General features: G+C 45.3%; 13 protein-coding genes. 5 read left to right on the top strand and 8 right to left on the bottom strand.

Annotated elements, in window-relative coordinates; genetic code table 11:
• Positions 1–202: 202 nt before the first annotated feature.
• The 6 genes from ACMJ0U_RS08585 to ACMJ0U_RS08560 all read right to left on the bottom strand — a co-directional run bounded on the left by ACMJ0U_RS08585 (position 203) and on the right by ACMJ0U_RS08560 (position 5,910).
• Positions 203–1,363: a sodium ion-translocating decarboxylase subunit beta gene (locus tag ACMJ0U_RS08585; RefSeq protein ID WP_417129561.1), complete on the bottom strand. Its 1,161-nt coding sequence runs from the start codon at positions 1,361–1,363 to the stop codon at positions 203–205.
• Between the two features lie 2 nt (positions 1,364–1,365).
• On the bottom strand, positions 1,366–1,794 hold the full coding sequence (locus tag ACMJ0U_RS08580) for a biotin/lipoyl-containing protein (protein ID WP_417129560.1): 429 nt from the start codon (positions 1,792–1,794) through the stop codon (positions 1,366–1,368).
• Positions 1,795–1,816: 22 nt separating this feature from the next.
• Positions 1,817–2,746, bottom strand: coding sequence for an OadG family transporter subunit (locus tag ACMJ0U_RS08575; RefSeq protein ID WP_417129562.1), 930 nt, complete (start codon positions 2,744–2,746; stop codon positions 1,817–1,819).
• A 25-nt stretch (positions 2,747–2,771) separates the two neighbouring features.
• Entirely contained in the window at positions 2,772–4,325 is a 1,554-nt protein-coding gene (locus ACMJ0U_RS08570; protein ID WP_178254892.1) for an acyl-CoA carboxylase subunit beta, read from the bottom strand.
• Positions 4,326–4,372: 47 nt separating this feature from the next.
• A complete protein-coding gene (mce, locus tag ACMJ0U_RS08565; RefSeq protein WP_417129559.1) occupies positions 4,373–4,777 on the bottom strand; it encodes a methylmalonyl-CoA epimerase in 405 nt (134 codons plus the stop codon).
• Between the two features lie 164 nt (positions 4,778–4,941).
• Entirely contained in the window at positions 4,942–5,910 is a 969-nt protein-coding gene (locus ACMJ0U_RS08560) for a GNAT family N-acetyltransferase (RefSeq protein ID WP_417129558.1), read from the bottom strand.
• Positions 5,911–5,985: 75 nt separating this feature from the next.
• Between ACMJ0U_RS08560 and ACMJ0U_RS08555 the strand changes: the two genes are divergently transcribed.
• From ACMJ0U_RS08555 to ACMJ0U_RS08535, 5 genes are read left to right on the top strand one after another with little or no spacing between them, the layout of a single operon-like run.
• Positions 5,986–6,522, top strand: a complete 537-nt coding sequence (locus ACMJ0U_RS08555; protein WP_417129557.1) for a nitroreductase family protein — start codon at positions 5,986–5,988, stop codon at positions 6,520–6,522.
• On the top strand, positions 6,522–6,857 hold the full coding sequence (locus tag ACMJ0U_RS08550) for a hypothetical protein (protein ID WP_417129556.1): 336 nt from the start codon (positions 6,522–6,524) through the stop codon (positions 6,855–6,857). The genes ACMJ0U_RS08555 and ACMJ0U_RS08550 overlap by 1 nt, the downstream gene beginning before the upstream one ends.
• Positions 6,854–7,651 carry a Rossmann-like and DUF2520 domain-containing protein gene (locus ACMJ0U_RS08545; RefSeq protein WP_417129555.1) on the top strand — a complete coding sequence of 266 codons (798 nt, stop codon included), beginning with the start codon at positions 6,854–6,856 and terminating at the stop codon, positions 7,649–7,651. The genes ACMJ0U_RS08550 and ACMJ0U_RS08545 overlap by 4 nt, the downstream gene beginning before the upstream one ends.
• Before the next feature lie 18 nt (positions 7,652–7,669).
• On the top strand, positions 7,670–8,188 hold the full coding sequence (locus ACMJ0U_RS08540; RefSeq protein ID WP_417129554.1) for a KdsC family phosphatase: 519 nt from the start codon (positions 7,670–7,672) through the stop codon (positions 8,186–8,188).
• A gap of 9 nt (positions 8,189–8,197) precedes the next feature.
• The gene (locus ACMJ0U_RS08535) at positions 8,198–8,794 is read left to right on the top strand and encodes a Maf-like protein (protein WP_417129553.1); all 597 of its coding nucleotides are present in this window, start codon (positions 8,198–8,200) and stop codon (positions 8,792–8,794) included.
• Here ACMJ0U_RS08535 and ACMJ0U_RS08530 read toward each other — a convergent pair.
• Both ACMJ0U_RS08530 and mtaB read right to left on the bottom strand, forming a co-directional pair.
• Complete coding sequence (locus tag ACMJ0U_RS08530) at positions 8,791–9,813, bottom strand: glycosyltransferase family 2 protein (protein WP_417129552.1); 1,023 nt, start codon at positions 9,811–9,813, stop codon at positions 8,791–8,793. The two genes, ACMJ0U_RS08535 and ACMJ0U_RS08530, sit on opposite strands and share 4 nt — an antisense overlap.
• Entirely contained in the window at positions 9,810–11,126 is a 1,317-nt protein-coding gene (mtaB, locus tag ACMJ0U_RS08525; RefSeq protein WP_417129551.1) for a tRNA (N(6)-L-threonylcarbamoyladenosine(37)-C(2))-methylthiotransferase MtaB, read from the bottom strand. Before mtaB ends, ACMJ0U_RS08530 begins: the two co-directional genes overlap by 4 nt.
• Positions 11,127–11,258: the final 132 nt, after the last annotated feature.

Genomic DNA, 11,258 nt, shown 5'->3' with positions numbered 1-11,258 from the left:
TTTTTTCCGTTCAAATTCACTGTGGTTCTGAGAAGAACACATGTATTCTTCCAGATAAGACAGACATTCTGCCTTTGAGTACTTTCGATTTTTACGCATGTCACTAAATAAATTGTGTCAACTTATTTAGTACACTACAGTGTAAAAAAAGAGGGATACACCATCCGATGCATCCCTCCTTCTATCTCAGAAAAGTAATTTTTTAAACCAGGAATCCTAACAGGATACCGGCAGCAACTGCCGAACCGATTACACCTGCCACATTCGGACCCATGGCGTGCATCAACAAGTAGTTGCTTGGATCATATTCCAAACCTACTACCTGAGAAATACGGGCTGAGTCGGGCACGGCAGATACACCGGCATTACCGATAAGCGGATTAATCTTGTCACCTTTCGGAAGAATCAGGTTGAATATCTTCACGAAAATCACACCTGAAGCTGTAGCGATAACGAATGACAAAGCACCCAAGCCGAAGATTTTCAGAGAATCCACAGTCAGGAACTCAGAAGCCTGAGTAGAAGCTCCTACGGTAAGTCCTAACAAAATAGTAATGGTGTCAATCAGCGGGCCACGGGCTGTTTCAGCCAGGCGACGAGTTACACCACTTTCCTTCAACAGGTTACCGAAGAACAGCATACCTAGCAAAGGCAAACCGGAAGGAACCAAAAAGCAGGTCAGCAACAAACCTACGATTGGGAACATCACCTTTTCTGTGTGTGACACGGCACGAGGCGCTTTCATGCGAATCAGTCTTTCCTTCTTGGTAGTGAGCAAACGCATGATAGGCGGCTGTATCACCGGCACAAGGGCCATGTAGGAATAGGCCGACACGGCAATGGCTCCCATCAGGTTAGGTGCCAGCTTGGACGAAAGGAAAATAGCAGTCGGACCGTCGGCACCACCAATGATACCGATAGCTCCAGCCTGCATCGGGTCGAAGCCCCAAGCCAAGGCAATCATGTATGCACCAAAGATACCAAACTGTGCTGCCGCCCCAATCAGCATCAGCTTTGGATTGGAAATCAGAGCCGAAAAGTCGGTCATAGCTCCAATACCTAAGAAAATAAGGGGCGGATACCAGCCGGACGTGACTCCCTGGTACAAGATATTCAATACGGACCCCTCCTCATAAAGCCCGACTTTCAAGCCAGCTTCCATATTAAAGGGAATGTTACCAATCAAGATACCGAAGCCGATAGGAATCAGCAACATCGGTTCAAATTCTTTGGCCACGGCCAGATAAATGAAGAATATACCGACCAGAATCATCACCACATGCTGGAGCGTAGCGTTATGAAAACCGGTATAAGTCCAGAAATCGGCCAGGTTATTCTGTAAAAAACTAGCAAATTCTCCCATAATTATTCAATGATTATAAGGTCTGTACCTTCGAGTATTGATTCTCCCTTGCTCACCTTGATGGCGGTTACCTTACCGTCACGGTCGGCCTTGATGTCGTTTTCCATCTTCATGGCTTCGAGCACGAGCAATGTCTGTCCACGTTTCACGGTATCTCCTTCTTTCACCTTGATTTCCAGAATTACACCCGGAAGCGGAGACTTGATACCCGACTTACTGCCTGCCACAACAGGACGGCTCACTGCGGGAGGAGGAGCTGCCGGCGTAGTAGCTGCCGTACGAACTACCGGTTTGATTTTCGGACCGGACTTTTTCTCCAGTTCTACGGTATAAGCCGTTCCATTTACTTCTACATGTACATTATTGTCTTCTATGTCTCCCACGGTCACTTTGTAAAGATTTCCGTTAATTTTATATCTGTATTCTTTCATGGTTTTCGTTATGCTTTAGAGTTTATTTCTTATGAGGAGTTTCACGCAAGGTATAAATCTTGGAACTCCATGGTGAATAGCTTCGTTTTACCCGGCTGATGGTCAGGATGGTTTCTTCCACATCGTGGTCGGCTCCCTGTGCTTCATGCAAAGCCATGGAAATGGCGGCAATCACTTCACCCGGAGCTTCACCCAACTTGCGTTCTTTTGCTTCCTGCTTGTCGGTTACATTCTGCGCTTTCATGGCATTACGCTTACGCAACTTGACCGCCAGTTTACCCACGAACTTAAAGCACAGATAAAGCAAGATAAGTCCGGTAAATACCACGCTCATGGCAGAAATTGCCATACCAATACCTACAGGGTCATGCTGTTCAAATTTATCCATCTTCGGATTGCTCTCGATGGTCTGGTTGTTAGTGCTCGGAGTGACATATTTTTCTTCGCTGCCCCCCTTCACTTCCCATGTAGCCGTACCGTCGCCTACGCGTGCATACGACTGGTCAGCCTGAAGCAAGCCTGCGGGAACTACCACCTCATCCAGCAATTTCTTACCGGAGTCGTACAAACCAATCCAGTTATCCTGTGTCTTGCTAAATACAAAGTTGGTATGGAAAGTTCCTCTTCTCGGTGCCCCGTCAGCCCAGAAAAGTGCATGCTGACGAGGTCTGAGCAAGGTCAGCACATCTCCCTTGGGAATAAAATAAGACAAAGTATCGCCCGGCTGACTGCTCACTCTCAGATAGCATCCGGCCAAATCGGCACTGCTGTAAGCTCTGTTGAATATTTCTACCCAACCGCTGTGGATGCCATAATCATCCTGAAAGTTGCTTTCATTATCAATCAAGACTTCATTGATAAGCAACTTGGACGCGGTGTTCTGTTCCTTACAGGACGAGAACCCGACCAGCAGAAACAGGGCCAGAAATATTCCGATTTTATGTGTTTTCATCATCATTGTCAAGTTTTAGTTACTATTACAAAGGAATATTACCGTGTTTCTTGGCCGGATTGGTCAATTTCTTAGTCTGCAACTGCTGCAGGGCACGAATAATGCGGAAACGTGTGTTACGCGGTTCAATCACATCGTCAATGTAACCATACTTAGCCGCATTATACGGATTGGCAAACAGTTTGGTATATTCGGCTTCTTTTTCGGCCATAAAGGCTTTCGGATCGGGTGCGTCTTTCGCTTCCTTCGCATACAGTACTTCCACGGCACCGGCTCCTCCCATCACAGCAATCTCCGCAGTCGGCCATGCGTAATTCATATCACCACGCAACTGCTTACAGCTCATCACGATATGAGAACCTCCATACGACTTACGAAGGGTTACTGTTACTTTAGGCACTGTAGCTTCACCGTAAGCATACAACAACTTCGCACCGTGCAGAATGACTGCATTATACTCCTGACCTGTTCCCGGCAAGAATCCCGGAACGTCTACCAGTGATACGATAGGAATGTTGAAGGCATCGCAGAAACGAACGAAACGAGCTGCCTTACGAGATGCATTGCAATCGAGCACACCGGCCAGGAACTTCGGCTGATTGGCCACGATACCCACCGACTGTCCGTTGAAACGTGCAAAACCGATAATGATATTCTTGGCAAAATCACGCTGGATTTCAAGAAATTCACCGTTATCGACAATGGCACCGATTACTTCATACATATCGTAAGCCTTATTCGGGCTGTCGGGTACGATTTCATTCAAAGAATCTTCCAGACGGTCTATCGGGTCGGTACAATCTACATAAGGCGGTTCTTCCAGGTTGTTCTGTGGGATATAGCTCAACAATTTACGAATTAAGGCCAAACCCTCTTCTTCAGTAGAAGCTGTGAAATGAGTCACACCGGAACGAGTGGAATGTACACTGGCACCTCCCAAGTCTTCCTGTGATACATCTTCGCCAGTCACAGTCTTTACCACCTTCGGACCGGTAAGGAACATATAAGAAGTGCCTTCCATCATCAAGGTGAAATCCGTCAGAGCCGGAGAATACACTGCACCTCCTGCACAAGGACCGAAAATACCGGAAATCTGCGGAATAACTCCCGAAGCCAGAATATTACGCTGGAAAATCTCTGCATAGCCCGCCAAAGCATTGATACCTTCCTGGATACGTGCACCACCAGAGTCATTCAACCCAATACAAGGCGCTCCCATTTTCATGGCCATATCCATCACCTTACAAATTTTCAGTGACATGGTTTCAGACAAAGAACCAGCAGATACCGTGAAATCCTGGGCAAAAACATAAACCAGACGGCCTTCGATTGTTCCGTATCCGGTTACGACGCCGTCTCCCAAATAATGCTTCTTGTCCATTCCGAAGTTTGTGCAACGATGCTGTACGAACATGTCCATCTCTTCAAAACTGCCTTCGTCAAGGAGCATGGAAATACGTTCGCGCGCTGTGTACTTACCTTTATCGTGTTGTTTTTCGATGGCCTTCGCACCTCCACCCAGACGGGCCTGTGCGCGAAGTTCTATTAATTCTTTTACTTTTTCAAGTTGGTTACTCATGGTATTAGTATTTATATTTGATAATTAAATAAGAGTCTTTTCCCATGTTATTTTTCACAAAGTTCCGTCAATACGCCCATGGTAGATTTCGGGTGGAGGAATGCAATGTGGAGACCTTCTGCTCCTTTACGCGGAGCCTTGTCAATCAAACGAATGCCTGCCCCTTCAGCCTGTGCCAGCGCATTGGCTACTCCGTCTTCTACAGCAAATGCCACATGATGTACACCCATTCCACGGGTTTCAATAAACTTGGCAATCGTACTGTCAGGACCAGTAGGTTCCAGCAATTCGATTTTAGTATCACCACACTTCAGAAAAGCAGTCTTCACCTTCTGGTCTTCTACGGTTTCTACGTTATAGCATTTCAATCCGAGGACGTTCTCATAATAAGGAAGGGCTTCTTCGATGCTGTTGACCGCAATGCCCAAATGTTCAATGTGAGAGATTTTCATAATAGAATTGTTTTTTATGGGTATTAAATTAAAGAACGTGTTTAATATACACACTGACAAAGAAAAGAAAATTGTGGTGAAAAAAGAAACTTTTTGACGATTTTTTCAAAGAAATCCCGTTGTTTAAAAAGAGTTTAATCCATTGACAAAAGTATCTAAAAGGACTATACATAGATTTTTGTAAGCAGACGATTCAACCAGTTCCAGCGCACATGAAACCAGCGGCGACTACTCATCTGCTTTCCGCCGAAACGCAAAATAAAGTCACGGAAGCCGTATTTTTTAAAAGGAAGTCCAGCTTCAATAAATTCAAAATGAACATATCTGTGCTCACGGGCATACTGCATGGCTCCCCATACAGCAAGCACTCCCGGAAACTGCAACGGATAAGTTTTTCTCATCCCCCCGGAAAAAAGCAGATAGGCATCTTCCCCGGAAAACAAGCAGACCGAACCTCCGATAATCTTGTTTTTATAACGAATGATAAAAATCCGTCCACAATGGGATGAATGCGTCAACAAAGTAGTGAAGAAACCGATATCGGGCAGGTAACGATGAATCTTGGGCGAATAATAATGCTTGAGCATACTGAAAAAAGCCTGCACATCTGCTTCTGTACGTGCCACATCAATTACGGCTCCATTCTTTAGTCCCTGATGAATTTGCCGCTTGCGGGAGGTACTCATCCATTTGTCCAACGAATCATGATGCAAAGAGTTGCGCACCCGAAGCCAGCGTATCGGGAAGTAGCCGTTTTGCCGGAAATAACGGTAGCCGAACAAAGGTTCTTCCAGATTACGAAATTCCAAGATAAAAGATTTTTCTGCAAACTGCTGCGTAAAATAGGAAAGCAACTCCTGAAAAATATGCTCTTTCGGATAGGAAGAAGGAAAGTATTCACCTGTGCCGTACGCATAACTTTTTTCGACAAAACGTAGCAAATTGGTGGAACGGCGAGTGATGCATAACAGCTTTCCCACAGGAGATTCCCCTTCATAGGCTACCAGCAAAAGCGGACAAACTCCCCTTGTCTGTTCCAGCACATGAAACAGTTCTGTGGAATGAAAGATGTTTGAACCCGGAAGGGCGGGTACATCCTTAGCATGGTAATATGTAGCTAAACGGATGTTCATGTGATGCAAATTTACATTTTTTTATTGAGGATTTAACGGGGAAGCCTTATATTTGTCCAAACAAACTAAATTTTTATGGAAAACTTCAGTGATTTAATCAGGAACCGGCGAAGCATGCGAAAGTTTACGGATGAGGAACTGACACAAGATCAGGTGCTCACATTACTGAAGGCGGCCTTGATGGCTCCGTCCTCCAAACGCTCCAATTGCTGGCAGTTCATCGTCGTAGACGACAAGGAGACACTGGAAAAGTTGTCTTTCTGTAAGGAATCGGGAGCTGCATTCGTAAAAGATTCAGCACTGGCCATTGTAGTGACTGCCGACCCGCTCGCCAGCGATGTGTGGATTGAAGATGCTTCCATTGCGTCAATCATGATTCAGCTTCAGGCTGAAGATTTGGGACTGGGAAGCTGCTGGGTGCAGGTAAGAGAAAGATTTACCGCCAACGGCACACCGGCCAACGAATATATCCATGAACTGTTGGATCTTCCTTTACAGTTGCAAGTGCTGTCCGTCATCGCTGTGGGACATAAGGGGATGGAACGCAAACCTTTCGACGAATCACACCTGCAATGGGAGAAGGTACATATCAATAAATTCGGAGGGAAATAATGGCAGCAGCATCAGGCAAATACAAAGATACCTATCGGGCTACAGCCGTCTTTCTTGTACTGACAGGACTACTCTACCTGATAGACAAATGGGTAGGATTCGGTCACCTCGGACTGCCGTGGGTGATGCAAAAAGATACGATGCTGCTGTATGCAGCCATTATTTTTCTGTGGTTCAAAAGTGACAAATCGGTAGGACTCATTTTATTAGGTATCTGGCTGATTCAGAACATCGGACTGGTTATCTCTCTGCTGGGACAGATGTCGACTTTCCTCCTGCCAGCTACCTTGCTGGTCATAGGAGTTTTACTTTACTTCTTATCTTCACGCGGATGATGAATAAAAAAGATTTTTCCATTGTATGCATAGGGGCAGGCAATGTAGCCACTCATCTGTCTCAGGCTCTACAGCAAAAGGGATTCCACTTGTCACAAATTTACAGCCGGACACAGGAATCGGCACAAGCATTGGCACAGACATTAGGATGTGCGTGGACAACCTGCCTGGAACAGGTAGACAAACATGCTGATTTATACATCGTATCGGTAAAAGATTCCGTTTTGGAAACAATTATTTCACAACTTGTCCATTGTAATCCGGATGCTCTGTATCTGCACACAGCAGGAAGCATGCCGATGGAGGTATGGAAGGGAAAATTCAAAAATTACGGAGTGGCTTACCCCATGCAGACTTTCAGCAAACAACGGGAAGTTATTTTTGAAGACGTACCGTTCTTTCTTGAAGCCAATTCACCGGAGAACTTGTCCCTGCTTCAGAAAATAGCCGGAAGTCTTAGCCCGAAAGTGTACGAAGCCAGTTCGGACCAACGAAAATACCTGCACATTGCAGCTGTCTTTGCCTGTAACTTCAGCAATCACATGTACGCCATTTGCCAGCATTTGCTTCAGGTGCATCAACTTCCTTTCGAGGCTATGCTGCCACTGATAGATGAAACCGCCCGAAAGGTGCATGAATTATCTCCAGTAGAAGCACAAACCGGTCCGGCAAGACGCTATGATGAAAATGTGATTAACCGCCACCTGAATATGCTGGAAGAAGAACCTAAGCTGGCAGAAATCTATCGGTTACTAAGCGAACATATTCATTTATATGAAACAACTAATCATTGACCATTTAATTTTTCAGATATGATAAATTACGATTTGACTCAAATAAAAGCGCTGTTTTTCGATGTAGACGGAGTACTGAGCGCCGAAACGATTTTTTTACATCCTGACGGAGAACCCATGCGTTCTGTCAATATCAAAGACGGATATGCTTTGCAGCTGGCTGTGAAATGCGGACTGCATGTGGCTATTATCACAGGGGGAAAGACAGAAGCCGTACGGAAACGCTACGAAGGACTGGGCATAAAGGATGTGTACTTAGGGGCTGCCGTAAAGACCCGTGAATACAAGGAACTGTTAGAAAAATATAACCTGAAACCGGAAGAAGTGCTTTACATAGGAGACGATATACCCGATTACGAGGTCATGCAGTTGGTAGGACTACCCTGTTGTCCGGCAGATGCGGCACCTGAAATCAAAGCCATCAGCAAGTACATTTCTCACCGACAGGGAGGATACGGCTGCGGACGCGATGTCATTGAACAGGTTTTAAAGGCACAGGGAAAATGGATGGCCGGGCAGGCTGCCTTTGGCTGGTAACCAATAAGCATGCAAGAAATGAAACCATTAGAAAACATACAGCATTACAAAATCGTACTTGCCTCCAATTCTCCCAGACGACGGGAACTGCTGAGCGGACTGAATTTAGAATATACGGCCAGGGTACTTCCGGATATAGATGAAAGCTATCCTGACACGTTAAAAGGGGAAGAAATTCCGATGTACATCTCACGTGAAAAAGCGGAAGCTTATCGTAATTCCATGGCGGAAGACGAGTTAATCATTACAGCCGACACGGTGGTGTGCATCAACGAAAAGGTATTGGGAAAACCTCGGACACTGGAAGAAGCCAAAGAAATATTACGGGAACTTTCCGGTAAGACACACCAAGTAATTACCGGAGTATGTCTGATGACCCGTCACCTACAACGTACATTTTCGGCTACTACTCAAGTCACATTCGACGTACTGACAGAGGATGAAATTGAATTTTATGTAGAGAAATTTCGCCCACTGGACAAAGCGGGGGCATATGGAGTACAAGAATGGATTGGCTTTGTAGGAGTTTCCCGACTGGAAGGCTCCTATTTCAATGTCATGGGCCTTCCAGTACAACGCTTGTATCAGGAACTCAAGAAACTTTAATGTAAAAGGGCTGAAAAGGTTTTTCGGCCCTTTACTTTTGCTTGCCACACCAGACTGAAAGAATAGCGTTCGGGAATGGTTTTCAATACTGTATGGGCCAGGTTTTGCTGACGGTCGGCAGTAAACTGGCTGCGAATCCGGAAGAACTCCCGACGGGCATTCCACACGGCCTTGGCATTGGAAAAATCTCCTTTCAAAACCCAGACTGCAGCGGCACAATAATCCAGGAAAGTACGGACACGCATCACAGGCTTCAATTCTTCTTCCGGCAGGTTCTTATACAGCATCAGCAAATTATTTCGGAAATTCAGGAAAGTTTTACGGGGATTTTCCTTTCTCAAGGTAGCCCCTCCCACATGATATACCGTACTTGAAGGAATACAGACAAGCTGATAGCCTCGACTGCGTAAACGCCAGCACAAGTCTATTTCTTCCATGTGTGCAAAGAAACGTCCGTCCAGTCCACCAACATTCCGATATACGTCCAGACGAATCATCAAAGCTGCCCCCGTAGCCCAGAACACAGGAATCACCTCGTCATACTGTCCTTTGTCTTCCTCTACACCCTCAAAAACGCGTCCGCGACAGAAGGGGTAACCATAACGGTCAATAAAGCCTCCACTTGCTCCGGCATATTCAAACAAGTTCTGGTGACGATACGCACGGATTTTCGGCTGACAGGCCACAGCCTCCGGATGAGAATCCAAATAATCAACCATTGGCTGAAGCCATCCTTCTGTCACCTCTACATCACTGTTAAGCAGGACAGCGTATTCCGCATCTATTTTCTGCAAAGCATAGTTGTAGCCATCTGCAAAACCATAATTCTTATCCAGGCGTATCAGGTGGACAGAAGGAAATTCTTTTTCTACCACCTCACACGAAGTATCCGTAGAAGCATTGTCGGCTACATAAATTTCCGTTCCCTCCAAACGCGAACAAGCAATCACTGAGGGCAAGAACTGGCGAAGCATGGCTTCCCCATTCCAGTTTAAGATGACTACAGCTGTCTTTATCATAAAATAGTTCCTTTAAGCGACGTTCCGTCTTCATTAAAACCTCCCAAACACACCTTTACCAGATGATTATCCAATTCCTCATCGTGAGCTAACTCCACCCGAATGTAGTTTTTCGTAAAGCCGTGCATGGGTGTACCTGCTTTAGATTTCTCCATCAGCACTTCCGCTTCGCCACCAACGTGACGGGCATAAAAAGCTTTCGTCTTTTCATCCGAAAGTTCCAGCAAACGCTGGCTTCTGGCATGCTTTTCCTGAGCAGGAACCACATAATCGATTTTCAAAGCCTGAGTTCCAGGACGTTCTGAGTAACTGAACACATGCAACTGAGTTACATCCAATCCCTTAATAAACCCATAAGCTTTTTCAAAATATTCAGGCGTCTCTCCGCGAGTACCTACGATGACATCTACCCCAATAAAGGCATCGGGCATCAGAGACTTTATCTTTGCAATTTTAGCGGCAAACAAAGCCGTATCATAACGACGGCGCATCAACTTCAGTACCTCATCGCATCCGGATTGCAAAGGAATGTGGAAATGAGGCATAAAGCGACGGGATTGAGCTACATATTCAATGATCTCATCCGTCAGAAGATTGGGCTCAATAGAAGAAATACGGTAACGCTCAATGCCTTCCACTTCATCTAAAGCTTTCACTAAATCAAAGAAGGTTTCACCCGTAGACTTTCCAAAATCACCGATATTCACTCCGGTCAGCACAATTTCTTTTCCTCCTTCAGCAGCTGCCTGGCGAGCTTGCCCCACCAAATCTTCTATCTTTCCATTACGGCTTCTTCCTCGTGCAAACGGAATGGTACAGTAAGAGCAGAAATAATCACATCCGTCCTGTACCTTCAGAAAATAGCGGGTACGGTCTCCACGGGAACAGGAAGGAGAAAAAGTACGAATGTCCTTGGTAGCGGTAACTACAGCCTCTCCATGCGTATGTTTCTGCAAGTTGCCTAAATAATTCATCAACTCACCTTTCTGTTCTGCTCCTAATACCAAATCCACTCCTTCTATGTCAGCCACCTGCCCAGGCTTCAACTGGGCATAACAGCCGGTTACCACAATAAATGCATCTGGATGCTGACGAGAAAGACGATGAATGGCTTGCCGACATTTCTTGTCTGCCATTTCTGTTACCGAGCAAGTATTAATCACACAAATATCTGCTTTTTCACCTTTTCTGGCTGTTCGAACTCCTGCTTCCTTTAATGTTTTTCCGATAGAAGAGGTCTCTGCAAAATTAAGTTTACAGCCCAACGTATAATAAACAGCTACTTTATCCTGAAAAATAGTTGTATCAATCATATCTCTTTACAATTTTAGAAGTCTGCAAAGGTACACATTATTCACGATTCCTGAAACTAGTTTCTGAATTTGCAACCTCTATTCACTACCTCTGCACATATTTCTTCATCTTTTAAGAAATTTCTCAGATTA

This window comes from Phocaeicola sp., assembly GCF_048170425.1.
Taxonomy (GTDB): domain Bacteria; phylum Bacteroidota; class Bacteroidia; order Bacteroidales; family Bacteroidaceae; genus Phocaeicola.
This window is presented reverse-complemented; position numbering and strand designations above follow the sequence as displayed.

Bases quoted from the DNA above. Each gene is read 5' to 3' on its own strand.
- ACMJ0U_RS08585 (WP_417129561.1), bottom strand. From the start codon at position 1,363: ATGGGAGAATTTGCTAGTTTTTTACAGAATAACCTGGCCGATTTCTGG.
- ACMJ0U_RS08580 (WP_417129560.1), bottom strand. From the start codon at position 1,794: ATGAAAGAATACAGATATAAAATTAACGGAAATCTTTACAAAGTGACC.
- ACMJ0U_RS08575 (WP_417129562.1), bottom strand. From the start codon at position 2,746: ATGAAAACACATAAAATCGGAATATTTCTGGCCCTGTTTCTGCTGGTC.
- ACMJ0U_RS08570 (WP_178254892.1), bottom strand. From the start codon at position 4,325: ATGAGTAACCAACTTGAAAAAGTAAAAGAATTAATAGAACTTCGCGCA.
- mce (WP_417129559.1), bottom strand. From the start codon at position 4,777: ATGAAAATCTCTCACATTGAACATTTGGGCATTGCGGTCAACAGCATC.
- ACMJ0U_RS08560 (WP_417129558.1), bottom strand. From the start codon at position 5,910: ATGAACATCCGTTTAGCTACATATTACCATGCTAAGGATGTACCCGCC.
- ACMJ0U_RS08555 (WP_417129557.1), top strand. From the start codon at position 5,986: ATGGAAAACTTCAGTGATTTAATCAGGAACCGGCGAAGCATGCGAAAG.
- ACMJ0U_RS08550 (WP_417129556.1), top strand. From the start codon at position 6,522: ATGGCAGCAGCATCAGGCAAATACAAAGATACCTATCGGGCTACAGCC.
- ACMJ0U_RS08545 (WP_417129555.1), top strand. From the start codon at position 6,854: ATGATGAATAAAAAAGATTTTTCCATTGTATGCATAGGGGCAGGCAAT.
- ACMJ0U_RS08540 (WP_417129554.1), top strand. From the start codon at position 7,670: ATGATAAATTACGATTTGACTCAAATAAAAGCGCTGTTTTTCGATGTA.
- ACMJ0U_RS08535 (WP_417129553.1), top strand. From the start codon at position 8,198: ATGCAAGAAATGAAACCATTAGAAAACATACAGCATTACAAAATCGTA.
- ACMJ0U_RS08530 (WP_417129552.1), bottom strand. From the start codon at position 9,813: ATGATAAAGACAGCTGTAGTCATCTTAAACTGGAATGGGGAAGCCATG.
- mtaB (WP_417129551.1), bottom strand. From the start codon at position 11,126: ATGATTGATACAACTATTTTTCAGGATAAAGTAGCTGTTTATTATACG.